We start from the raw sequence: 26,568 nt of genomic DNA, 5'->3' as shown, positions 1-26,568 counted from the left end.
AATTTTAACTATATTATAGGAGTGATTTTGTGACTACTAAAAGTAAAAAAAATACTAGAAAGCGAACTAAAAAAAAGAGAACATTAGACAGTGATATAAAAAGTATAGTCTATATTGTTGTAGGATTACTTCTTACAATTGCAATTTATACTAATCTTGCAGGGGTTTTATCACATATTTCTAGAAAATATATATATAACTTTATTGGTATAGGTGCATTTATTTTGCCTTTATACTTGATATACTTTGGTATAAATATAATTATATCGGATGGAAAGATAAGTTATTCAAGAAGATTATTTGGAGTAACGTTAGTTTTAACAACCTGCATCCTTCTTTTCGCAACAATAAAGATACAAGCTTTAGATCAAGAATCATTTAAAATTTCTTTGAAATTAATAATGCAAGAAGACACAATGTCGTTGCATGGTGGATTCTTAGGTCATCTTTTAGCTTATCCATTATCTAAACTTATAGGATATATAGGCTCTTATATTCTATTTTTATCACTATTGTTTATTGGGGTAATGCAGATATTTGATATAACAATATCTAATATATTAGAGTGTACAAAATTATTTGCTAATAAAATTATTCAATATATAAACTCTAAGCCACAAAAAAAAGACAAGCACAAAAAAATTAACAATGATTTCGTTGAAATTGAAAGTGATGAAGAAATAATTGACAAAAACATAGTAAAAGGAATAGATAATAAAATTCAAATACTTGATTTTATGAAAAATTCAAATACTAACGATGTTGATATTTTAGATGAAATTTCTCTAGAATCATTCAATGCTAAAGAGGAAAACAGATTTTTAGATTCAAATAGAGCAGTAAACTCCCAAAAATCAACTGATGAAAGATTACAGAATGACAATGGCACTAAAGAGCTAAAAAGTAAGGATATAGATATTAATAATATTATTAGCACTGAGTCAAAAGAAATCCATTATATATATCCAACTATAGACTTGTTGAAAAATAATGGAAAAGCGAGATTGAAAAGCGAAGATAAAAAAGACCTTATTGATGGGGCTAATAAATTAGAATCAATTTTGGAAAGTTTTGGAGTTGAAGCTAAAGTTACTCAAGTAACTAAAGGTCCTTCAGTTACTCGTTTTGAATTACAACCTAGTCCTGGAGTTAAAGTTTCAAAAATTGTTAATTTAACAGATGATATAGCCTTAGGACTTGCTGCTAGTGGTATAAGAATAGAAGCCCCTATTCCAGGGAAATCTGCTATAGGGATTGAGGTTCCGAATAAAAAGCAAATACCAGTATTTCTAAGAGAAGTATTAGACTCAAAAGAATTTACTAACTCAAATAAAAAATTATCATTTGGTCTAGGAAAAGATATTGCTGGTAAATGTGTTGTAGGTGATTTATCTAAAATGCCCCATATGCTTATTGCTGGTGCAACAGGATCTGGTAAATCTGTATGCATAAATGCTTTGATAATTAGTTTGATATATAAATACTCTCCAGCAGATGTAAAATTATTAATGGTAGATCCTAAAGTTGTAGAATTAAGTGTCTATAATGATATTCCTCATTTGTTAATTCCAGTAGTTACAGATCCTAAAAAAGCTGCTGGAGCATTAAATTGGGCTGTAAATGAAATGAATAAGAGATATAATTTGTTCTACAATAATAAAGTTAAAAATATAGAATCATACAACAATTTATATGAAAAAGGAGAAATTGAAGATAAATTACCATATATAGTTATAATTGTTGATGAGCTAGCAGATTTAATGATGGCTTGCCCTCATGATGTTGAAGATTATATTTGTAGACTAGCCCAAATGGCAAGAGCTGCAGGTATGCATTTAATAATTGCGACACAAAGACCGTCTGTTGACGTAATTACAGGAGTTATTAAAGCAAATATTCCTTCAAGAATATCTTTTGCAGTATCTTCAGGTATTGACTCAAGAACTATCTTAGATCAAGTTGGTGCTGAAAAATTATTAGGAAGAGGAGATATGTTATACTATCCTATAGGAGAAAATAAACCTGTTAGAGTTCAAGGTGCATTTATCTCAGAAGAGGAAGTAGAAAACGTGGTTAACTTTGTTAAGAACTCTCAGGATAGTGTCACTTATCAAGAAGATATTATAAATCATATTAATAGTGAAACTCCAGCTGAGTCGCAACAAAGTGAATACGAGGATGAACTTATTGATGAAGCCATAAAACTTGTAATTGAATATCAACAAGCATCAACTTCATTTTTACAAAGAAAATTAAGAATTGGATTCAATAGGGCCTCGCGAATTATGGATATATTAGAAGAACAAAGAATAATATCTCCAAAGGATGGAAGTAGACCTAGACAGGTATTGGTGATGAATACAGAAGAAAACCCAAATTATCAATAACAAAAATACTTGTAAATAGAAGACTATTCAATTACAATAATTTATGAATTATTAGAAACTTAAACAATGGAGGAATTTACTTTGGAAAAATATAAAGTAGGAATGGTCAGTTTAGGATGTGACAAAAATAGAGTTGATTCTGAACTTATATTAGGAACAATTAATAAATATTATGAAATAACTAATAACCCTAAAGAAGCCGATATAATAATAGTTAATACATGTGGATTTATAGAAAGTGCTAAGCAAGAATCAATAGATACAATTTTAGAGATGGCTAGTTATAAGACTAATTATAAGTGTAAAATGCTTATTGCAACAGGTTGTCTAACTCAAAGATACGGAGATGAACTTTTAGAACAAATGCCTGAAATAGATATTCTTATGGGTGTAAATGACTATATGAAGTTGCATAAGCTTATATTAGAATTTATAAAGGAACAAAAGCAAATCTCATCAGCTAGTTACAGTGACCTAAGTATAAATGAAGGCGAAAGAATATTAACAACAAACAGCCATACTGCTTATGTTAGAATTGCAGAAGGTTGTAATAACTTTTGTACTTACTGTATAATTCCAAAGATAAGAGGAAAATTCAGAAGTAGAACAATGGAAAGTGTTATAAAAGAAGTTGAAAGTTTAGCTTCTCAAGGAGTAAAAGAAATTATTCTAATAGCTCAAGATTTAACAAATTATGGTGTTGATATTTATAATGGAAAGATGCTTCATAAATTAGCTAAAAAGGTTTCTGAAGTAGATAATATAGAGTGGGTTAGACTTCTATATTGTTATCCTGAAGAAATATATGATGAACTAATTGAGGAAATTGCAACAAATAATAAGATTGTTAAGTACTTAGATATTCCTATACAACATATTAGTGATAAGATATTAAAATTAATGGGTAGAAAAACTAATAAAAAAGATATTATTAATATAATAGATAAGCTTAGAAAAAGAATACCTAATATTACTTTAAGAACATCTTTAATAGTTGGGTTCCCAAATGAAAATGATGATGATTTCAATGAGTTAAAACAATTTTTATTAGATTATAGATTAGAAAACGTAGGAGTTTTTAGTTACTCACAAGAAGAGGGAACCCCTGCTGCTATTATGAATGGACAAATTGATGAGTCTACTAAAGAGAAGCGTTTAAAAGAATTAATGTTAACTCAAAGAAAAATTATGTTAGATTTAAATAAATTGAAAATTGGTAATATCTATGATACTATAATAGATGGAAGTAATGGAGAATTTTTCATAGGAAGATCTTATATGATGTCACCAGAAATAGATAATATAATTTTAGTTAGAAAAACAAAAAAAGTAAAAATAGGTGATATTATAAAGGTAAAAATTACTGATGTACAGGAGTATGATTTAATAGGAGATGTTATAGATGAATCTAGCAAATAAGTTAACCATGCTAAGAATTTTCTTAGTACCTATTTTTTTGATTTTTATAGCTATGAAAGGAATTCCTTATGGAACTATAATAGCCACTTTAGTATTTATAATTGCTTCATTAACTGACCAATTAGATGGTTATATAGCAAGAAGTAGAAATCAAGTGACTACTTTTGGTAAATTTATGGATCCTTTAGCAGATAAACTTTTAGTTACTTCAGCATTAATATCTTTAGTTGAACTAGGATTAATTCCTAGTTATGCAGCTATAATTATTATAGCTAGAGAATTTGCTGTATCTGGTCTTAGAACAATAGCTGCATCAGAAGGTAAAATAATAGCTGCTAGTTGGTGGGGAAAAATTAAGACTGTTATACAAATAATATCAATATTATTATTACTTATAAAAGTCAATATAGAAACATCTCCATATTTAGCGAATTTAATAAACAATAATTCTGCAATGAATAAATTCTTTGAATTCGCACCTACTATATTCTTATACTTAGCTGTTATAGTAACTATAATCTCTGGAATAGATTATTTTATAAAGAATAAAAAAGTGTTTTCAATGACTAAATAAGTTAATCTTGGTTATAATAATAAAAAGTTCCTCCTAAAATAAGGCGGAACTTTTTATTATATGAATAATTTTTTGAAATTTATGTTGACTTAAAATTCAGCATAAATTATAATTTAATTATAAAACAAATGTTCGATAGAGAGGATGAGCCTTATGGGAAATATTAATGCAGAAAAATTAAAAGCAATTGAAAATGCTATGAGTCAAATTGAGAAACAATATGGTAAGGGTGCCATAATGAAATTAGGAGAACACAATGCTATGAATGTTGATGCTATATCTACGGGGTGTTTAGATTTAGATATCGCTTTAGGTATTGGTGGTGTTCCAAAGGGAAGAATTATAGAAATTTACGGACCAGAAAGTTCAGGTAAAACAACCGTTGCATTACATATAATTGCTGAAGCACAAAAAACTGGAGGAGTAGTTGGATTTATCGATGCAGAACATGCATTAGATCCAAGTTATGCAAAAAACTTAGGTGTTGATACAGAGAACCTTATAGTTTCTCAACCAGACACTGGTGAACAAGGTCTTGAAATAGCTGAAGCTCTAGTACGTTCTGGAGCAATTGATGTACTAGTAGTAGACTCAGTTGCAGCATTAGTTCCAAGAGCTGAAATAGAAGGCGAGATGGGTGATTCTCACGTTGGATTACATGCAAGATTAATGTCTCAAGCTTTAAGAAAATTAGCTGGAACAATTAACAAATCAAAATGTGTAGCAATTTTTATTAACCAATTAAGAGAAAAAGTTGGAGTTATGTTTGGAAATCCTGAAACTACAACTGGAGGAAGAGCACTTAAGTTCTATGCTTCTGTTAGAATGGATGTTAGAAGAATTGATTCAATAAAGCAAGGTGATGAAATAGTTGGTAATAGAACTAGAGTAAAAATAATGAAAAATAAAGTAGCTCCACCATTTAAACAAGCAGAATTTGACATTATGTATAATGAAGGTATTTCTAGAAATGGTAATATAATAGATGTAGGTGTTAAAGAAAATATAGTTCAAAAAAGCGGTGCATGGTTCTCTTATAATGATATAAGGTTAGGTCAAGGAAGAGAAAATGCTAAACAATATTTAAAGGATAATCCGCATATAGCATTAGAAATTGAAAACAAAATTAGATCTAAGTATAATTTACCTTTAATGGAAGAGAAAAAAGAGAAAACTGAAAAATAATAAATTCAAAAATACGCCATATTGTTATTGTAACAAGGCGTATTTTTTTGCTTTATATCTAGATAAATTAATTAATGTATTTAATTAACTAAACTTGACATATTTTTGTTTTTAAGATAAAATAATAACAAATACTGGTTTATCAAATTCAATTTCCAGTACAGAATAATATGACACCTACCTACTTTCTATTAAATAATAAATTGATTAATGTGCAAGGAGGTGTTAATTTGGATAGTACTATAATTATATTACTAGGAATTATAATACTAGCTATATTAGGAATTATCCAATATATAGCTATTAAAACAGCTACAAAGAAAAAGGTTTTAATTTTAGAAGAGGAAGCTCAAAAATTAGTAGAAAATGCTAAGAAAGAGGCTGAATCTACAAAGAAGGAAGCTATTTTAGAAGCTAAAGAAGAAGTTCACAAGCTTAGAAGTGACTTAGACAGAGATTCTCGTGATAGAAGAAATGAAATTCAAAGACTTGAAAGACGAATTCTTCAAAGAGAAGAAGCATTAGACAAAAAGAGCGATCTTCTTGAAAAGAAAGAAGAAAATATCAACAAAAAAATGCAAGAAATAAGTCAATTGGAGCAAGATGCCCAAAAAATCTATAATCACAGAAGAGAGGAACTTGAAAAAGTTTCAAACCTTTCAACTGAAGAAGCTAAAGAAATTTTATTAGATGAAGTTAAAAAGGAAATTACGCATGAAACAGCTTTAATGATTAAAGAAATTGAATCTAAAGCTAAAGAAGAAGCTGATAAGAAATCTAGAGAGATTATTACAACAGCAATTCAAAGATGTGCGGCAGATCATGTATCTGAATCAACTGTGCATGTAGTGGCATTGCCAAATGATGAAATGAAGGGCAGAATTATTGGTAGAGAAGGAAGAAATATTAGAACTCTTGAAACTTTGACTGGTGTAGATTTAATTATTGATGATACACCAGAAGCAGTAATATTATCTAGCTTTGATCCTATTAGAAGAGAAATAGCTAAGATAGCATTAGAAAAGCTAATCATTGATGGCAGAATACATCCTGCAAGAATAGAAGAAATGGTTGAAAGAGCCACTAAGGATGTAGAAAATGACATTAAAGAAGAAGGAGAGCAAGCAACTCTTGAAACAGGTGTACACGGATTACATCCTGAGATAATGAAGTTACTTGGACGACTAAAATATAGAACTAGTTATGGTCAGAATGTATTAAAACATTCTATCGAAGTTTCATATTTAGCAGGATTAATGGCATCTGAATTAGGGTTAGATGTAAATCTTGCTAAAAGAGCAGGTTTATTACACGATATAGGGAAAGCAGTAGACCAAGAACATGAAGGACCACATGCACTTATCGGTGGAGATTTAGCTAAAAAATATCATGAATCACCTTTAGTAGTAAATGCTATAGCAGCACACCATGGTGATGTAGAAATGATGTCTTTAGAAGCTATTTTAGTTCAATCTGCTGATGCCATATCAGCTGCTAGACCAGGTGCAAGAAGAGAAACACTAGAAGCTTATATTAAGAGATTAGAGAAACTTGAAGAAATTGCAAACTCATACGAAGGTGTAGAGAAGTCATATGCAATTCAGGCTGGAAGAGAGATTAGAATTATGGTTAAACCAGAACTATTAGATGATGCTGGTTCTATTGAATTAGCACGTAGTTTAGCTAAGAGTGTCGAAGAGCAATTAGAGTATCCAGGACAAATTAAAATAAATGTTATTAGAGAAACAAGAGCAGTAGACTATGCTAAATAATTTTTAAAAATACATTTTGATATTTCAAAATGTATTTTTTTTATTGATTATAAAAGAAGGAATTATTTAAAAGATATAGAATATATATACTTATAGAAGTATTAATTTATATAATGTAAACGATTTTTATCAGGAGGTCAAATTAGAAATGGAAGTATTAAAAGTTTCAACAAAATCTAATCCAAATTCAGTTGCAGGAGCGTTAGCCGCTATAATAAAAGAAAAAAACATAGTAGAGATCCAAGCAGTAGGTGCAGGTGCAATTAATCAAGCTATTAAAGCTATAGCAATTGCTAGAGGATTTGTAGCACCAAGTGGAAGAGATATAGTATGTGTCCCAGCTTTTACTGATATAGAAATTGATGGTGAAGAAAGAACTGCTATAAAACTGATTGTTCAACCAAGATAAATATTTACAACTAAGAGAGAAGTCTATTTTAATATAGATTTCTCTTTTTTATCCTATAATATATTTACTATAAATATATAAATATATTAAAAATACAGTTAACTCTTGAAATTTAATTGATTAACGTATATAATGGAATCGTTAAGATGATTATTATAAAAAGAGGTGTATTTAATGGTATCTAAAGAAGTAGTAGTAAATAACGGAACTGGTTTACACGCTAGACCAGCAACTTTATTAGTAAAAAAAGCTTCATCTTTTAAATCTGATGTAAGCATTGAATTTAACGGAAAGAAAGCTAATGTTAAAAGCTTAATCGGTGTATTATCTTTAGGTGTAACTAAGGGAGCAACTATAACTGTTTCTGCAAACGGTGATGATGAAACTTTAGCAGCTGAAGAAATAGTAAAATTAATTGAAACTTTAGAAGATTAATTTTATTTATACTTATTAAAACTCCTGTTAATTATAACAGGAGTTTTTTTATTTATGTAGAATATTTATGCTTTTATTTTTATAACATTACCTTTTACTAGAAGATATAACAAATCTAATGCGGCTAAAAAGATAAGTACATAAATTATTCTTAATATTATAGATGAACCACCAGCTAAATAATATATAAAATTCTTATTTATTAATCCTATGCTTCCCCAATTTATAGCACCTATAATCACTAGAAAAAAAGATAACTTATCAAATATATTTAGTTTGAACATAATATTTCCCCCTATCATTAATTTCTTTAATATATATTATGAACACAAATATGGAAATATGCTCATAAAAATTTTTATGGTTATAACATCAAAATTTATAATTATAAAATACTTTAAAAAGTACAGTATTTAAGTATAAAAACATATTATATATAAATACCAAAAAATATTGGAGATATATATGAATAAAGAAATTAATATTAATCTAGATACAATTATTAAATTAATTGATAAATTAATTGATAATAAAACATTATACTTAAATACTAAAGATGTCGATTTTAATTGTTTAGATAATAAATATACATTTATGAATAATTTCATTAAAGAAATTAGCGGTTATAATTATATTAGTATAAGTTATGATAGCGATAAGCCCTCATATAAAAAAGCTCTAGAACAATATGCACTTATATTGAGAGATATACTAATGAAATACAATAAAGTAAAAAATATAATTGAAGTATCAACTTATAGGAAAAATGATAATATTTCATTGGTGGAAATGATTGATATTTTATTAAATTTAAAAATTAACAAGCAATATATGGATATACTTTATGAAAAAATTGAAAACAGTAATTTTACGATAGGAGATTATGGCTGGATAAAGAGTTTTATTGAGAATATAAGAGATACAAATTTAATAAAATCTTATCTAAAATATAAAAAGTTTAATAATAGTTATAAGTTTAATGACTTAAAGAATAATATTTCCTGTGATGATATTACAAATGCTCTATATAAACTAGAGTGTTTATTAAATAATGAATATGCACTAATTCCACCAATATATGAAAATGATTTTACTAAATATTTTATTAATGCTAATTTCTCTTTAAGTATAAGTGAAAACGAATTGATAAATTATATTTCAAATTTAAAAATAGACTATAATTGTGAACCTAAAAAACTTAAATGGTATCATTATTTGAATAGAAAGAAATGTACTGAGGTGAAACTGTATAATAAAGCTATAACAGATGAATATAACAATATAAAAAAAACTATGTGTAATCAATATAAAGAAAATATAGAATCACTAAACTTATACGTAAACTCTTTTGATTTTCTAAAAGATTTTCTTAATGAAAGCTATTTTAATAAAATATATAACTATATATATGATGAAAATGAGATGTATATTTTTTTGAAAAATATATTTAATACTTTATCCCTTTATAAAGAGATAATATCAATACAAAATCAAATATATACTCTTAATGATAAAGAAAGAGAGTTATTAGATCTTTGTTACGATAAAAATGATACTATTAGTAAATATACAGAAAAGCTATTTACTTTGCCAAGCATTCTAATTTTACTAAATTTCAAAATGATTGAAGAAGATAGTGCTGAAATTACAATAAAAAGAGATTTATTAGATACTTTAATTATACAATTAAATAATGATTTAGATATACTATCAAAATTAATAAATAAAAATAATTATATTTCAATTTTAAAAATAAATACTTTTGAATATATTTCTGAAATTGAAGAAAGTAGCTCTATTACAAATTATATATTAAAAACACTTGAATATGATGATTCTATAAGATATATAGATGAATTTTTTACCAACAATTTAACATTTAATAAAAAACACGATACAACTTCTAATATGCTTAAATTTCTGAGAGAGAAAATTGAGGGGCTAGGTTATAGAGTTGTAGAAGATTATACTTTTAATTCAATTAATTTAGAGTTTGTAGTTTTTCATCCTAGTAATCCAAATCGAATTATATATATTTTTATGGATAGTTTAGTAAGTAAAACTTATGATATTATAAAAAAACTAAGTTATATAAAACAATTAAATATACCAATTATATACTGTTGGGCAGATGAATTTTTTATAAATCAAAATATTGAAACAGTAAATCTAAAAGAAAAATTGAAATATTTACTTTAATAAATTAATTGCGATTATGTATTTTTATGAATCTATAGAAGCAGTATTAAATAATCATTTTGGTAAAAATTTTGTATTAATTGGAGAATCTTTTTGAATTTTTATATAATATTAATTAATAACCTATATAAATTTATTGTTTATATAGGTTATTTTGTTTTATAATTAAAATATATCTTAAACTTGGAGGTAAATATGGAAATAGAAATTAAACTAAAAAATTCTAAAACACCTTTAATATATAAAGGTGATAGAATTGATATATTAGATTTTGAAATGAATGGAGTAAAATATAAACAAATAAGATGTTTTAAAAAAGGTTTTTCTAAATCTGAATTAGTATTAAATGAATTAATATTAAATATAAAAGAAATTAGAAAATAAATACAAAAAAACACCCAAAAATTAATTTCGCTAAATATCAATTTATAAAATTTCGTGTTAAAACGAAAAGAAATTATAACAAAATTTAATATTTTATCGAGCTTGGGGGTAATATTTTGAGGGGTCGCACTAAAACATTTAAGTATAAAAATTATCAATACTCAGATGAAGTAAAAAAACTACTTGCAATTTCTCTTTCTGATTATGATAAAAGAAATATAAATGAAATTAGAAATAATTTAAAACTTTCTAATATGAAACGTGGCTATGAGTATATTATTGAAGATTTATATATATTAGTTATTAAACATAATTTTACATCATCTCAATTAGCAAAAATATATTCTCTTAATGTACGTTCTATTCAAATTTGGCTTAAAGAACTAGGATTAAATAGAACTTTAAAAGATGCTAAAAAAGCATCACTTGAAAGTAATATTTTTAGTGATTCTGATTTAATTCATAATGATCAGATTACCCAAATAACTAAATTTAAAAATAAATCTGCTAAGAATACTTCTGATTTGCCACAGTTAGTATTAGATTTTTTAAATTATCTTGAAACTATTAAAGGTAAATCAAAAAATACTATAAATGGGTATAAAATAGATTTGCAGTTATTTTTTAGATTTATGAAGGTTTATAAAGATAATAAAATAGATGATTCACTAGAATTTGAAGAAATTTCTATAAGCGATATTGATGAGAACTTTATTAATACTATAAAATTAACGGATATTTATGCATTTTTATCTTTTGTTGAAAAAGAAAGACAAAATAGTACATACGCTAGAGCTAGAAAAGTTGCAACATTAAAATCTTTTTATAGATTTTTATTTGGAAAAGCTAAAGTGATTAAAGAAAATCCAACAGTAGAACTAGAATCACCGAAAATAAATAAACGTCATCCAGTATATCTTACTTTAGAACAAAGTTTACATCTACTCTCCTCTTTAGATAAAGGTAATATAAACTATTACAGAGATTATTGTATATTAACGCTATTTTTAAATTGTGGATTGAGATTATCTGAGTTATGTTCAATAGAAATTAATAAGATAAAAAATGATACATTAACTATTGTGGGAAAAGGTAATAAAGAACGTACTATTTATTTAAATGATGCATGTATAAAATCCATTAATGATTATTTAACTAAAAGAGATAATTCAAAAATATCTGAAGAAAATAAGAAATACTTATTTCTATCTATTCGTAATAAACCTATTAATAAAAGAACTGTTGAATTATTAGTAAAAAAGCATATAACTAATGCAGAAATATTGGATAATACTTATACACCTCATAAGCTAAGACATACAGCAGCTACTCTAATGTATAAACATGGAAATGTTGATATACGTAGTCTACAAAATATATTAGGTCATGAAAATATATCTACAACTCAAATATATACGCATATAGATGATGATAAACTTAGAGATGCTGTACGTTCAAATCCTTTATCTAGGTTATAGCACAAAAAATTAGCTATCTATTTAAAATAGGTAGCTAATTTTTTATTAAATGTACTATTATTTTCTTTTAAACTTTAGAACTCCTGGATATACTTCCTCGGTTACATCATCTAAAGATAAATCATCATCAAGACCAATTTCATCAAGATATGTAATATTATCAAAAGCATCAATATATTCTTCATCATCTAAATAGTTTAAAGTATCCTGTACCTCAATTGTCTCTTCTTCTTTTAGAGCTTCTAAAGCTAGCTTTAATTCTTCTTCTAAATATTTGTTTTCTTCTACATCTTTTGCTATATCTTCTATATTTATTGCTCTTATATCAATACCATCGATTTCTAAACATTTACCACAATTATCACAAATTTTATTTTCAAAAATATCACATAAATCGTCGTTAGTATATTTCATAAAATCACCTTCCATTTCTGTTAACCTATTTATTTTATCAGAAAGATATAATAAATTCAAATTTTATTATATTACAAGAACATAAGTTTGATATTATTATAATGTTATGTTATAATATCTATAAATAAGTGAGGTGTTATAATGATCGAAAATAGCAACAAGCAAATGGAAATATATGAATTTCTTAAAAACTTTACAGAATTAAAAGGATATCCACCATCTGTACGTGAAATATGCGAGGCAGTTAATTTAAAATCTACTTCATCTGTTCATGGGCATTTAAAAAAATTAGAAACTAAAGGCCTAATAAAACGTGATCCAACTAAGCCTAGAGCATTAGAAATTATGGAAAACTCTTTAAATAAAATTGAAATGGTTAATATTCCAATAATAGGGAAAGTTACAGCGGGTATTCCTATATTGGCTAATGAAAATGTTGAAGGTGTTTTCCCTGTTCCTCTAAGTTATATTAAACATGATAAAGAACTTTTTATGCTTAACGTTTCAGGGGATAGTATGATAAATGCTGGTATACATCACGGAGATTTAGCTATAATTGAAAGAAATCCTACAGCTTGTAACGGTGATATAGTAGTTGCTTTGATTGAAAACGAAGCTACTATTAAGACATTTTATAAAGAGGATGATTATATAAGATTACAACCTGAAAATGATACTATGGATCCTATAATTGTTAAAGATTGCAGTATTCTTGGTAAATTAGTAGGATTATTTAGAGCATATTAAATATAAATGAGTCATACATTTTAGTATGGCTCATTTATATTTAGTATTTAGGAAAGGTGAAAAAAATGACATTAGAAAAGGGGATATTTCTTAGAGCAAAGGATGAATATGATTGTGAATTTATATTATCACCAATATCCAATTTTAATCGGACTACTTATTTAAACTTAAGGTTACTTATTAGAACTATTTTATCACTTCCACTTGCCTTATATTTAGGTTATTCACTATATTACACTTGTAATTCAATTGTAGATATAAAATCTTTTATATTAAGTTTTATAATTACTTATATCCTATCATTTTACTTAATTCAAATTCCACATGAATTAATACATTATATAATTTATTCTAACTTTTTATCAGATCAAAAGGCTAAAATTAAACTATTTAATCGAAAAAGATTGATTACTTCTACTTATAATGGAGAAATAAACTATACAAGGAGTCTTCTTGGTTTAATTGCTCCTGTATTAATAATATCTTCTATACTAAGTGTAATACTTATTTTAAAAGGATTTAACATCGTTATTTATGGTGTTATGTGGGCTAATTTAATTATATCTGCTGAAGATATCTTAAACATATTTATTTATATTAGCTCTAATGATGTAAGTAAAGGTATCTATGAGTTACCAAATGACTATAATTATTTAATTAACGAAATGCAAAAACAGGATGAGTAATTCATCCTGTTTAAGTTTTAATATTTTAAAGTATATTACTTAATGCAAATAACACACCAATTTTAGCATGGTCAAATGTTAATCCACCTTGAAGATAAGCAATATATGGCTCTCTTATTGGAGCATCAGCAGATAATTCAATAGATGAACCTTGTATAAATGCTCCTGCTGCCATTATAACTTGATCGCTATATCCAGGCATATCCCATGGTTCACACTCTACAAAAGAATCTATTGGAGATGCTTTTTGAATTCCCTTACAGAAGTTTATTAGCTTATCTTTATCGTTAAATTTAATAGCTTGAATAATATCACTTCTCTTTTCATTGTATTTCGGTAATACTTCAAAGCCTGCTAATTCCATAATTCTAGCACAGAAAACAGCACCTTTAACTGCCTCCATAGCTATATGTGGGGCTAAAAATAAACCTTGATAGAACTGTCTCATAACTCCAAATGTAGATCCGCACTCTCCTCCTATTCCAGGAGTTGTTAATCTGTAGCTTGCCTGAAGTACATACTCTTCTTTCCCTGCTATATATCCTCCTGTAGGAGCTATTCCTCCCCCTATGTTTTTTATTAATGATCCAGCAATTAAATCTGCACCAACATCAGTAGGTTCTATAGTATCTATAAATTCTCCATAGCAGTTATCAACAAATACTATTACATCATTTCTAATTGATTTAACCTTTGCTATTATATCCCCTAATTCTGATACTAAGAATGAATTTCTCCAACCATATCCAGTACTTCTTTGTATATGTACTAATCTTATGCTTTTATCTTCTTTTAAAAGAGTAATTATCTTATCTTCATCAAATTTACCATCTATTAAGTCTACTTGTTTATAATTTACGCCATACTCTTTTAATGAACCTATATTTTTCTCTTCACCAATTCCTATTATATTATGTAATGTATCATAAGGTTTACCGCTTATACAAACCATTGTATCATTAGGTCTTAAATTACCTATTATGGCACAGGCTATTGCATGAGTACCATTAACGAAATGAGGTCTTACTAAAGCACTCTCTGTATTAAATACCTTAGCATATACTTTATCTAATGAATCTCTTCCAATATCCCCGTATCCATATCCAGAAGAGTTTGTAAAATGTGATTCACTTATTCTTTCCTCCTGAAGAGCATTTAAAACTTTTAATTGATTAAACTCTCTAATTTCATCATATATTTTAAACTCTTCTTCAACATCTCTTAAAGCCTTATTATATAAAGTAAATGTTTCATCATTTATTTTATATTGCTTTTTTAAAAATTCTTCTGTTAAATTTAACATAGCTTTACTCCTTTTTAGTTAACATATAATTACTAAAGTTATTATATATAATTTTTTTAGAAATAGAAAGTATTTTATAAATAATTAAGATGAAGGATAAACCTTCATCTTAATTATTATCAATATTATTAAATAAAATTGGAGTTGCAGGAGTAATAGTTGTTACAGCATGTTTATAAACTAACATTTGTTTACCATCTGAATCTAAAATCACTGTGAAATTATCAAATCCTTTTACATAACCTTTAATTAAAAATCCATTTGTTAAATATATAGAAACTGGAATTCTATTCTTTCTGGCATTATTTAAAAATATGTCTTGTAAGTTATTTGTTTGTTTATTCAAAAAAACATCTCCTTTAATAATACTAATTATTTTTAAGGTCTTTAACTATTAAGTTAATTATATCATCTTCAGAATATATATCTTTATCGATAAACTTTACTCTTGGATCTTTCTTAAACCATGTTAATTGTCTTTTAGCATAATTTCTAGATCCTTGTTTAATCATGTCTATAGCCTCTTCTAAGCTTATTTTTTTATCAAGGTAATAAAATACTTCTTTATAGCCTATACCTTGCATAGACTGCATAGAAGTGTTATATCCTAACTCTTTAAGGTTTATACACTCTTGAAGCAATCCATCATCCATCATCTTATCTACTCTTAGATTAATTCGATTATAAAGTTTATCTCTATTCATAGTAAGAACATAGTAATATATATCATACTTTGATTTATAAAATGTATCTAAATCATTAAATGAACTAAATGGCTTCCCAGAAATTTTATATACCTCTAATGCCCTTATAACCCTTTTTAAATTATTTGCATGAATTTTTTCATAACTTATAGGATCAATTTCTTTTAAAAGATTATGAACATATTCATTTCCTTTTTCTTTAGCCAGATCTTCTAAGTATTTCCTATATTCAATATCACTTTCAGCTTCACTAAAATTCATATTACATGTCAAAGAATTTATGTAAAGCCCCGTTCCACCAACAATTATTGGAAGTTTATTTCTTCTTATTACATCATTAATTTCCTTTTCAGCCATGTTTTTATAATCTACTACAGTAAAGCTTTTATCTGGCATTACAACATCAATCATATGATGTTTAACCCCGTTCATTTCTTCATTTGTTACTTTTGCAGAACCTATATCCATATGTTTATATATTTGCATAGAATCTGCTGATATAACTTCTCCATCTAATAACTTAGCTAGCTTAATAGATAATTCAGTTTTACCGACACCAGTAGGCCCTGCGATTATAAGTAATTTTTGTTTCATCTACTTTATTCCTCTTCTATATTATTCTTCTAAACTTCTTATTTAATTCATATTCAGTAAATTTTATTATAATAGGTCTTCCATGAGGACAGTGAAATGGATCATTTATATATCTTAAATCTTCAATTAATTTATCCATTTCATCATGGTTCAAATAATCATTAGCTTTAACAGCCGATCTGCATGCCATAGATGCTATCTTATTTAACTTAACCTCAGATGTTTTTCCAGATCCTAATGCTTTTAGATTATCTAATATCTCCATAAAAAGCTTTTTAGCATCCAACTTACCTAGAAAATAAGGTACTTCTTTTATTGATATAGTTTCACCACCAAAATGATCTATAACGAATCCAGCTTCACTAAAAACTTTATTATTTTCTTCAAAATAAGCATAATCTTCTAAGGATAAATCTAAAATTATAGGAACTAATAACTGTTGAACTATGATAGTACCTTCTTCAATATCCTTAAAATATTTTTCAAATAGAATTTTTTCATGAGCAGCGTGTTGATCCACTATATATAAATCTGTTCCATATTCTGCTAATATATACATTTTACTAAATTGTCCTATAACTCTTAGTTTTGGAAATTTAGCTTCTTTAGTATATACATCATCTTTTATATTATAAGATTGGCAAATATTATCTTCATTTACAGTAACAACTTCAGTGCTATTCATATTATTATTTATTTCATATGAATCCTCTTCATTTGATTTGTTAAAATTGTTTATATTTATACTCTTTAATTTATTGTATAACTTCTCTTCTCTTTCTATATCTGAAATATCTACTGAGTTATACATATGTTTTATATCAATTTCTTTTTTTACTTCATCTTTAGTTATTTCTGGTTCTATTTTTTTTGTAGGATATTCGTCTTCAGATGAAATATTAAACTCTATTCTTTCTACATTTTCTTCTACAACAAATTTATTATTTTCATTTTTAACTGAATTGAATTTGTTTAATGCATCTTCCCTTAGTACTAAATGTATTGTATCAAAAATAACTTTAAATACAGCTCTTTCATCATTAAATTTGATTTCAGCTTTTGTTGGATGAATATTAACATCTACTAGTTCAGGAGGTAGATCAATAAATATAACTACAAACGGAAACTTATTTATTACTGAGAAAGATTTAAAGGCATTTTCCACCGCTGCAATAATTGTTTTATTTTTTATATATCTATTATTAACAAATATACTTTGATGATTTCTGCTACCTTTTGCAATTTCCTCTTTTCCTATATAACCATGTACTGAAATATCTCCTCTAGATCCTTCAAAATACAATATATTGTCGTATACATTTTTCCCATATATAGTTCTTATTACATCTTTTAAATTACCTGTACCGTAAGTATTAATTACTTTCTTATCATTATTAAATAACTTTATAGATATCTCTGGATTAGAAAGTGCTATTCTTGTTACTATATCATTTATTAAGCTACTCTCCCGTGAAATTGACTTTAAGAACTTTTTTCTTGCAGGAACATTAAAAAATAAGTCTTTTACTTCCATTATTGTACCATTATTCATTCCTACTTCTTGTAAAGATACCTTTTTCCCAGCTTCTAATATAATTTCACTACCATTATCAGCATCGTTTGTTTTGCTTTTTAAAGATATCTTAGAAATTGATGCTATTGAAGCTAATGCTTCACCTCTAAACCCTAAAGTGCTTATATTGTAGATATCTTCTACCTTAGAGATTTTAGAAGTAGCATGAGGTAAAAAAGCTATTTCAATATCATCTCTATTTATTCCAGATCCATCATCTATTATTTTAATTAATGATAATCCGCCTTCATTTATTTCTATAGTGATATTTTTAGAATTCGCATCTATTGAGTTTTCAACTAACTCTTTTACTACTGATGATGGCCTCTCAACAACTTCACCAGCAGCAATTTTATTAGCAGTATGTTGGTCTAATATATTTATTCTTTTCATATACTCTCACCTTACATTATTTTTTTAGCATCCTGAACAATTTTAAATAGAGTATTCATTGCATCAAGTGGAGTCATTACCATAACATCTAAATCCTTTATACTATTTAATAAAGCTTCTTTTTCCAACATCGTGAAATCTATTTGAACATTTTCTATTTTATTTTTTTCTGCTTCTATTTTATATTCTTCTAAATTTTTAGAGTTTTCTTTTATAGTACTATCGTCTACTACAGAGTCTAGGGCAACTTCAGCATTTTTAGAAGAGGTATTGTTAATCTCAAATTTTTCTTTACCTTCTAAAGTATTTAAAATATCTTTTGCTCTATTAATTACCTCTTCAGGTAATCCAGCTATTTTTGCAACCTCTATACCATAAGACTGATCTGCTCCACCTTCAACAATTTTCCTTAAAAATATAACTTCATCATTAATTTCTTTAACTGCAACAGAATAATTTCTTACACCAGGTATTTCCCCTTCTAAATTTGTTAATTCATGATAGTGAGTAGCAAATAAAGTGTTACATTTTAATTTAACTTGATTTGATATATATTCTATTACAGACCAAGCTATACTTAGTCCATCATATGTAGAAGTTCCTCTTCCTACTTCATCAAGAAGAACAAGGCTATTATTTGTAGCATTCTTTAATATATTGGAAACTTCCCACATTTCAACCATAAATGTAGATTTACCTCCAGCTAAATCGTCTGAAGCACCTATTCTTGTAAAGATCTTATCGCACACTGATATATTAGCACTTGAAGCAGGCACAAAAGATCCAATCTGAGCCATTAAAGTTATTAATGCTACCTGTCTCATATATGTAGATTTACCGGCCATATTTGGACCAGTTATAAGCAATAACATATTGTCTTTCTTATTAAGCAAAGTATCATTAGAAACAAATTCACCTTTACCAATTACCTTCTCTACTACAGGATGTCTACCATCTTTAATATCGATAATACCATTTTCATTTATATTTGGCCTAACATAATTATTTTCATAAGCTACTAAGGCTAAAGTTGAAATAACATCAAGTGATCCTATTATTTTTGCTGTATCTTTTAATCTTTGAATTTCTTTTTCAACTCTGTCTCTTATATTTACAAATAACTCATATTCAAGGGCTATTAATTTATCTTCTGCACCTAATATTTTTTCTTCCATAACTTTTAACTCTTCTGTTATGTATCTTTCAGCGTTAGAAAGAGTTTGCTTTCTTATATATCTACCTTCTGGGATAGATGCATAATTTGCCTTTGATATTTCTATATAATATCCAAAAACTTTATTATATCCTACTTTTAATGATTTAATTCCTGTATGTTCTCTTTCTGATTGCTCTAAAGATGCTATCCATTGCTTACCGTTTAACTTAATATCTCTTAATTCATCAACTTCTACTGAATATCCACTTTTAATTATATTTCCTTCTTTTAATCCAATAGAAGGATCTTCTAACAATGATTCAGCAAGTAACTCTCTTATATCATCTAAAGTATCTAAGTTATCATTCCATTTTACTAATAAGTTTGATTTGCAACTATTAAGCTTTTCTTTGATTCCTGGTAATTTATCTAAAGATCTTTTTAGAGAAACTAAATCTTTTGCATTTACATTTTTATTAGAAATTTTACCTGTTATTCTTTCTATATCATATATTTCTTTTAGACTATCTCTTAATTCTTCATTAAAGAACATATTATTATATAATTCTTCTACAGCAGCACTTCTATTTTCAATCTGAGATTTATTTATTAAAGGCTGTTCTATAAAGCTTCTTAATGTTCTTCCACCCATTGAAGTAGAAGTTTTATCTAATACCCAGATAAGACTTCCTTTTTTAGATTTTTCTTTAAGACTTTCTGTTAATTCTAAATTACGTCTAGAATTACTATCAATAGTCATAAAGTCAATTATATTATACTGTTCTAGTATATCTATATTAGATAAACTTATCTTTTGAGTATCAAATATATATTTAAGTAATACAGATACTGCTATTTTACTGTTAATATTAATTGAGTCTACATCTATATTTATAAATTGTTTCTTTAATTCTTCATCGGTACAATAAAATTTAGAGTAATCTTTTTTAGTTATTAACACTGGTAAAGTCTCATGAATTCTAATTATAATATTTTCATTTAAAGTGTTATCTACAATTATTTCTTTAGGTGAGAATCTAGAAATTTCTCCTAATAGATTATCTATTGTATCTGAAAAATACGTTGTTTTGAATTCACCTGTAGAAATATCTGATATTGCTATTCCATACAAACCATTACTTTCATATATAGACATCATATAAAGATTTTTATAATCATTATCACCATTTCCATCTATAAAAGTCCCAGGGGTAACTACCTTAACTACATCTCTTTTAACAATACCTTTTGCTACTGATGGATCTTCTACCTGTTCACATATAGCTACTTTATATCCTTTCGATACTAATCTTGATATATATGCGGCTGATGCATGAAATGGAATTCCACACATAGGTGCTCTCTCTTCTAACCCACAGTCTCTTCCTGTAAGTACTAGTTCGAGTTCTCTTGATGCTGTTTTAGCATCTTCAAAAAACATTTCATAGAAGTCTCCTAATCTAAAAAATAATATACAATCAGTATATCTCTCTTTAACTTCCATATATTGTCTCATCATAGGAGTTAACGCCATTTTCTTATCCTCCGTTATTTTAAATTTTATAGTAATATATTATCATATTTTTATTGCTAGAGTATATAACATAATAAAAAAGGACAGTCTATTGAGCTGCCCTCTTTTAATAGTTTATTTCATTTTACCTAGTAATGAGAATGGTTGGGCTCTAGTAATTTCAACATTAACTAAATCACCTATCTTTACATTTTCTCCTTCAAAGTTAACTAATCTACCATTTCTTGTTCTACCTGAGAACTTTGTTTCATCGTTTTTGCTCATACCTTCAACTAAAACTTCAACAACTTGATTTTCAAATTCTTTGTTTAGCTTTATAACATTATCATTTACAGCTTTAACTAATCTATCAAATCTATGATGTTTATCTGCATCATCTACTTGATTTAACATCATATCAGCTGGAGTATTATTTCTTCTTGAATAAATAAATGTAAATGCTGCAGAATATCCAACCTCTTTAACTAATTCTAATGTTTCAAGGAAATCTTCTTCTGTTTCACCTGGGAAACCAACAATTATATCAGTAGTTAAAGATACACCTGGTATTTCTTTCTTTATCTTATTTACTAGTTCCATATAATACTCTCTAGTATAATGACGATTCATCTTCTTTAAAATATTATTTGAACCACTTTGTACTGGTAAATGTATTTGCTCACATAATTTATCACATTCCTTAATAGCTAAAATAACATCATCAGTTAAATCTTTTGGATGTGATGTCATAAATCTAACTCTTTCTAGTCCTTCAACTTCGTTTATCATTCTTAGAAGTTTAGCAAAGTTAATATCCTCATCTAAGCCTTTACCATATGAGTTAACATTTTGACCTAAAAGTGTTATTTCTTTATATCCAGCTTTAACTAATTCTTTTACCTCATTTAGTATATCTTCAGACTTTCTTGATCTCTCTCTTCCTCTAACATAAGGAACAATGCAATAAGTACAGAAGTTATTACATCCATACATTATAGTTACAAAAGCTTTTACATCACTTTTTCTATCTATAGGTAGTCCTTCAACTATTTCTTCTTCCTTATTAAATATCTCTTTTATTTGCACGCCTTCAGTTTTAACTCTATTTAAGTATTCTGGGAATTTATAAGCATTGTGAGTTCCAAAAACAATATTTACATAAGGGAATGTGCTAAGTATTTTATCTGCCATACCCTCTTGTTGCATCATACAACCACATATTCCTATAATTAAATCTGGATTTTTTTTCTTTAAAGCCTTAAGTTGTCCAAGGTTACCAAATACTTTATTTTCAGCATTTTCTCTAACACAACAAGTATTAAATAAAATTATTCCAGCTTCTTCTTTATTTTCTGTTCTTGAATACCCAATATTTTTTAACATTCCTGAAAGCTTTTCTGAATCTTCTTCATTCATTTGACAGCCCCAAGTTTCTATATAATATTTCAAATTCGTCTCTTGCATCTTTAAATCTCCTTTGTACAAATTTCTTAACCTTTGTATATTATAATAAATTTTTTATTCATTTTAAATAGAATATTATAATTTATTATAAGTAAATTATAGTATTCTATTATCTTTCCCATCTTGCTATATCATATCTATTATTAAACCCAATCCATTTATATAGAGAAATTGCATTAACATTATCTTTATCAACGCCTAAAGCAAGTTCTGATATATTCTTTTCTCTAGCCTTACTAATTAGGTTATCTAAAAGTAATTTACCTAGTCCCTTCCCCCTAAAAATATCGACTACCCCGAAATTAACAACAGTATACATTTTTCTAATATAGATTATTTGACCATACGCAACTACAACATTATTTATTTTCATAAAAATTGCTAAATCTTTAATGTAATAATCTTGCTTAAAATCATTTTCAATATCTTCTACTTCAATAGGTACACGATCAATATTTTTAAAAACATTATTTTGTATTTCACATCTTAATAAAGCATCGTTTTTTATATCTACTTTTTGAAATGAAATGAGAATATCATCATATTTTTCATTGCTATAAATATTAAGTAAATTTAATAATTTCATATCGTACTTTAAAGTAGATTTCAAATTCGTTATTTCATTTGTTTTATTATATTCATTTAATTTTAAATTCATAATAATAGATGGTCTTGCTTTCCTAAAACCTAAATTACTTAACAATTTGTTGTTATTTCTATTTTCAATAGATTCATAAACCAAATATTTCTCGTTAAATCTTTTTAAAATATCATTAGTAATAATATCAATATAGTTGTCTTCTACATACAAAGAAAAAACCTTAATTTGTGAATCAATAGGTATTTCATACCATATATATCCTATAAATTCTCCATTATACATAAAAAGCTTAACAAATTTCTTTAAAAATATCTTTGGAATAAAGGATTGATTATAATAATACTCAAAAAAGTCTTTATCATAGGTCTCTCTTTGAAAATTTTCTTCGTATAGTTTCTTAAATTCATCTAAATTACTAGACGATAATCTAACCAACGAAACCATATAAAACCTCATAAAATAAATTATTATATAATTTTAATATATATTAGAAGAGATTACATCTATACGATGTAATCTCCTTAGTAACTTTAACCTACGTTTTATTAATTATTCTGTATCTCTTATGCTAAGTGCTATTTTTTTAGCATCTTTATTAACTTCTAAGATTATACATTTAACATCTTGACCTACAGTTAATACTTCAGAAGGATGATTAATGTGGTTATGGCTTATTTTAGATATATGCACTAACCCATCTAATCCAGGTTCTAATTCTACAAATGCCCCAAAATCATTTATTCTTACAACTTTACCAAGAACTGCTGATCCAACAGGATATTTTTCTTCCACATTTGTCCATGGTTCTGGTGTTAATTCCTTAATGCTAAGTGATAATTTTTTATTTTCTTTATCTAAACCAATGATTTTAGCATTAACTACTTGACCTATTTTTAAAACTTCATCACAAGATCTTACTAATTTCCATGAAATTTGAGAAATATGAATTAATCCATCAACTCCATCAACTTCAGCAAAAGCTCCAAAGTTTGTAAATCTTTTAATTTCAGCAGATACTACATCACCTAAATTAAATTTCTCCCAAGCTTTTGATTCTTTTTCTTCTATTTGTTCTTCTAGAATTACTCTTCTAGATGCAACAATTTTAGAAGGATTTTTTCTAGAGAAATCAATTAATCTAACTTCCATTTCAGTGTTTACAAATTCACTTGTATCTTTTATAAATCTTACATCAATATGAGAAGCAGGAATAAATATTCTTACTCCGTTAAAGTTTGCAACTAACCCTTTTTCTCTTGCCTCTTTTACAAGTACTTTAAATGTTTCTTTTCTATCAAATAATCCTTCTAATAATTCTAAAGTTTCTTCTTTTTTATACTCTAATCTAGATAAAACAACGTAATTATCTTCATTTCTTAACTTAATTACTTTAGCTTTTATGCTATCGCCTTGTTTTAAATTTCTTAAAGTTTCTTCTAAATCTTCAGCATACGTTAATTCATTAAACGGGATTACTCCATCTGTCTTATACCCTACTAAAGAAACAAATACCTCTGAAGAACCTATCTTAAGGATTTCCCCCTGTACTTCATCTCCTATTCTAAATCTTAAATCCATTTGATCCATCAATTGTAATTGATCTTCCATCTATATATCCCCTTCCATTAATTCAACTACTTCATTTATAATCCAATCTGGAGTTGAAGCTCCAGCTGTAATACCTATTTTATTTATTGTACTATCATTAATTATCTCTGTTGATAATTCAGATGAATTTTCTATATGAATCGCACGTTTGCAATTCATCTTTGCAATTTGATATAATTTTGTTGTATTTGAACTATTCTTTCCTCCTACAACAATCATTAAATCTACTGTTTTTGATAATTCAAAAACACCCTTTTGTCTTATTTCAGTTGCTGCACAGATTGTATTAAATGCTAAAAGTTCCTTAGTTCTAACAGATAAATTTCTTATTGTGTTTACCCAATTTTCTTCTTTTTCAGTAGTTTGAGATACTACACATATCTTATTAGGTATTCTCTCAGGAAGCTCTCCATCTTTAGTTATTATGGCCTTATTATCACACCATCCATTTATACCTATTACTTCTGGATGATCTTTATCTCCTAAAATAACTATTTGATAACCTTCTTTAGAATATTTATTGACTTTCTTTTGGATATTAGTTACAAACGGACAAGTTGCATCTATTGTTATTATTCCTTTAGATTCTAATAAGTCCATTACAGCCTTTGAAACACCATGAGATCGTATTATAACTGCATCCCCTTTTGATAATTCATCTATGTTATCTATTGAAATTGAAAAAACATCATTATTTTCTAGATATTTTACAACATCATTATTATGAATTAGTGGTCCTAATGTATAAATTTTTTTACCGTAGTCTTTCTGAATTTTTACTGTCTGATCTACCGCTCTTTGAACCCCAAAACAAAAACCTGCACTCTCAGCTAAAATTACTTTTCTTTTCATGCTGTTTATCTCCTGTTGTTAAATTTTACTACCCAACAATATTATTGTAATTTATTTTTTATATAATTACAAATAAATTCTGTAACTTCTTCTATAGATAAATTAGAACTATCTATTTCAATTGCGTCATCTGCCATTCTTAATGGATCTACTTCTCTATTACTATCTATATAATCTCTTTTTATAATATCGCTTAATAAAGTATCGTAATTAACTTCTATTCCTCTACTAACTAATTCATTAAATCTTCTTTTTGCCCTCTCTTCTGCTGTTGCAGTTAAGAAAAACTTAAATGGTGCATTTTTTAATACTACTGTACCAATATCTCTACCATCCATTAAAACATTATATTTTTCAGACATATTCCTTTGTAAATTCACAAGCTTTTGTCTTACTTCAGGAATTGAAGCATAATTTGATACTATTGAGCTAATTTCTGGCATTGTAATTTTTTCTTGAACATTTTTTCCGTTTAATATCAAATCATCATTTTCAAAATGCATTTCTAATGTATCTATTAACTCCATTAGCCTTTTTATATCTGATGGCGCTATATTATTTTCCTTTGCCATTAAAGATACAGCTCTATACATTGCACCTGTATTTATATACATTAAATTAAATTCTTTACTTACTAACTTTGCTATAGTACTCTTTCCAGCACCTGCTGGTCCGTCTATCGCTACAGATATTCTCATTTATTTGCCACCTTTCTTGC

Annotated in this window: 22 protein-coding genes and 1 pseudogene; 12 read left to right on the top strand and 11 right to left on the bottom strand. The window is 26.8% G+C overall.

The genetic code is table 11. The features are described from left to right. Positions 1–29 precede the first annotated feature (29 nt). The 7 genes from ARA56_RS01020 (at position 30) to ARA56_RS00990 (ending at position 8,181) form a co-directional block, all read left to right on the top strand. Positions 30–2,387 (top strand): FtsK/SpoIIIE family DNA translocase, encoded by a 2,358-nt coding sequence (locus ARA56_RS01020; protein WP_055263031.1) that lies wholly within the window; start codon positions 30–32, stop codon positions 2,385–2,387. Positions 2,388–2,468: 81 nt separating this feature from the next. Then, entirely contained in the window at positions 2,469–3,806 is a 1,338-nt protein-coding gene (gene rimO, locus ARA56_RS01015) for a 30S ribosomal protein S12 methylthiotransferase RimO (RefSeq protein ID WP_055263030.1), read from the top strand. After that, the gene (gene pgsA / locus ARA56_RS01010; RefSeq protein WP_055263029.1) at positions 3,790–4,380 is read left to right on the top strand and encodes a CDP-diacylglycerol--glycerol-3-phosphate 3-phosphatidyltransferase; all 591 of its coding nucleotides are present in this window, start codon (positions 3,790–3,792) and stop codon (positions 4,378–4,380) included. Before rimO ends, pgsA begins: the two co-directional genes overlap by 17 nt. 153 nt (positions 4,381–4,533) lie before the next feature. Beyond that, entirely contained in the window at positions 4,534–5,565 is a 1,032-nt protein-coding gene (gene recA, locus ARA56_RS01005) for a recombinase RecA (RefSeq protein ID WP_055263027.1), read from the top strand. Positions 5,566–5,735: 170 nt separating this feature from the next. Beyond that, positions 5,736–7,337 carry a ribonuclease Y gene (rny, locus tag ARA56_RS01000; protein ID WP_084758921.1) on the top strand — a complete coding sequence of 534 codons (1,602 nt, stop codon included), beginning with the start codon at positions 5,736–5,738 and terminating at the stop codon, positions 7,335–7,337. A gap of 148 nt (positions 7,338–7,485) precedes the next feature. Next, positions 7,486–7,746 carry a stage V sporulation protein S gene (locus tag ARA56_RS00995; protein WP_032118697.1) on the top strand — a complete coding sequence of 87 codons (261 nt, stop codon included), beginning with the start codon at positions 7,486–7,488 and terminating at the stop codon, positions 7,744–7,746. Positions 7,747–7,920: 174 nt separating this feature from the next. Beyond that, complete coding sequence (locus ARA56_RS00990; protein ID WP_032118696.1) at positions 7,921–8,181, top strand: HPr family phosphocarrier protein; 261 nt, start codon at positions 7,921–7,923, stop codon at positions 8,179–8,181. Positions 8,182–8,246: 65 nt separating this feature from the next. Here ARA56_RS00990 and ARA56_RS00985 read toward each other — a convergent pair whose 3' ends face one another. Continuing rightward, positions 8,247–8,465, bottom strand: coding sequence for a DUF378 domain-containing protein (locus ARA56_RS00985; protein WP_055263023.1), 219 nt, complete (start codon positions 8,463–8,465; stop codon positions 8,247–8,249). A 181-nt stretch (positions 8,466–8,646) separates the two neighbouring features. Between ARA56_RS00985 and ARA56_RS00980 the strand changes: the two genes are divergently transcribed. The 3 genes from ARA56_RS00980 to ARA56_RS00970 all read left to right on the top strand — a co-directional run bounded on the left by ARA56_RS00980 (position 8,647) and on the right by ARA56_RS00970 (position 12,242). Next, complete coding sequence (locus ARA56_RS00980) at positions 8,647–10,380, top strand: hypothetical protein (protein ID WP_055263021.1); 1,734 nt, start codon at positions 8,647–8,649, stop codon at positions 10,378–10,380. Between the two features lie 195 nt (positions 10,381–10,575). Further along, positions 10,576–10,764, top strand: coding sequence for a hypothetical protein (locus tag ARA56_RS00975; protein ID WP_055263019.1), 189 nt, complete (start codon positions 10,576–10,578; stop codon positions 10,762–10,764). 482 nt (positions 10,765–11,246) lie between these two features. Then, complete coding sequence (locus tag ARA56_RS00970) at positions 11,247–12,242, top strand: tyrosine recombinase XerC (protein ID WP_055263115.1); 996 nt, start codon at positions 11,247–11,249, stop codon at positions 12,240–12,242. Positions 12,243–12,299: 57 nt separating this feature from the next. Here the strand turns inward: ARA56_RS00970 and ARA56_RS00965 are convergent, their stop codons facing one another. Next, entirely contained in the window at positions 12,300–12,656 is a 357-nt protein-coding gene (locus ARA56_RS00965; protein ID WP_055263017.1) for a hypothetical protein, read from the bottom strand. Between the two features lie 141 nt (positions 12,657–12,797). On the opposite strand from ARA56_RS00965, the gene lexA reads away from it, so the two are divergent. Both lexA and ARA56_RS00955 read left to right on the top strand, forming a co-directional pair. Continuing rightward, a complete protein-coding gene (lexA, locus tag ARA56_RS00960) occupies positions 12,798–13,403 on the top strand; it encodes a transcriptional repressor LexA (protein WP_055263015.1) in 606 nt (201 codons plus the stop codon). Positions 13,404–13,468: 65 nt separating this feature from the next. Next, positions 13,469–14,089, top strand: coding sequence for a DUF3267 domain-containing protein (locus ARA56_RS00955; protein ID WP_055263013.1), 621 nt, complete (start codon positions 13,469–13,471; stop codon positions 14,087–14,089). Between the two features lie 25 nt (positions 14,090–14,114). Here ARA56_RS00955 and ARA56_RS00950 read toward each other — a convergent pair whose 3' ends face one another. From ARA56_RS00950 to cmk, 9 genes and pseudogenes are all read right to left on the bottom strand, one after another. Further along, positions 14,115–15,392: a methionine gamma-lyase family protein gene (locus tag ARA56_RS00950; protein WP_055263010.1), complete on the bottom strand. Its 1,278-nt coding sequence runs from the start codon at positions 15,390–15,392 to the stop codon at positions 14,115–14,117. Positions 15,393–15,501: 109 nt separating this feature from the next. Further along, complete coding sequence (gene hfq, locus ARA56_RS00945; protein ID WP_055263008.1) at positions 15,502–15,738, bottom strand: RNA chaperone Hfq; 237 nt, start codon at positions 15,736–15,738, stop codon at positions 15,502–15,504. A gap of 22 nt (positions 15,739–15,760) precedes the next feature. Continuing rightward, on the bottom strand, positions 15,761–16,690 hold the full coding sequence (miaA, locus tag ARA56_RS00940; RefSeq protein ID WP_055263006.1) for a tRNA (adenosine(37)-N6)-dimethylallyltransferase MiaA: 930 nt from the start codon (positions 16,688–16,690) through the stop codon (positions 15,761–15,763). Positions 16,691–16,706: 16 nt separating this feature from the next. Then, the gene (mutL, locus tag ARA56_RS00935; RefSeq protein ID WP_055263004.1) at positions 16,707–18,656 is read right to left on the bottom strand and encodes a DNA mismatch repair endonuclease MutL; all 1,950 of its coding nucleotides are present in this window, start codon (positions 18,654–18,656) and stop codon (positions 16,707–16,709) included. An 11-nt stretch (positions 18,657–18,667) separates the two neighbouring features. After that, positions 18,668–21,346 (bottom strand): DNA mismatch repair protein MutS, encoded by a 2,679-nt coding sequence (mutS, locus tag ARA56_RS00930; protein ID WP_055263002.1) that lies wholly within the window; start codon positions 21,344–21,346, stop codon positions 18,668–18,670. A gap of 114 nt (positions 21,347–21,460) precedes the next feature. Next, a complete protein-coding gene (miaB, locus tag ARA56_RS00925; protein ID WP_055263000.1) occupies positions 21,461–22,789 on the bottom strand; it encodes a tRNA (N6-isopentenyl adenosine(37)-C2)-methylthiotransferase MiaB in 1,329 nt (442 codons plus the stop codon). A gap of 109 nt (positions 22,790–22,898) precedes the next feature. After that, positions 22,899–23,834, bottom strand: a complete 936-nt coding sequence (locus tag ARA56_RS00920; RefSeq protein ID WP_055262998.1) for a GNAT family N-acetyltransferase — start codon at positions 23,832–23,834, stop codon at positions 22,899–22,901. Between the two features lie 105 nt (positions 23,835–23,939). After that, positions 23,940–25,850, bottom strand: a pseudogene (locus ARA56_RS16345) (bifunctional 4-hydroxy-3-methylbut-2-enyl diphosphate reductase/30S ribosomal protein S1). A gap of 41 nt (positions 25,851–25,891) precedes the next feature. Then, positions 25,892–26,548, bottom strand: coding sequence for a (d)CMP kinase (gene cmk / locus ARA56_RS00905; protein ID WP_055262992.1), 657 nt, complete (start codon positions 26,546–26,548; stop codon positions 25,892–25,894). Positions 26,549–26,568 lie beyond the last annotated feature (20 nt).

The organism is Clostridium disporicum (assembly GCF_001405015.1).
In the GTDB taxonomy this organism is placed as follows: domain Bacteria; phylum Bacillota; class Clostridia; order Clostridiales; family Clostridiaceae; genus Clostridium; species Clostridium disporicum_B.
This window is presented reverse-complemented; position numbering and strand designations above follow the sequence as displayed.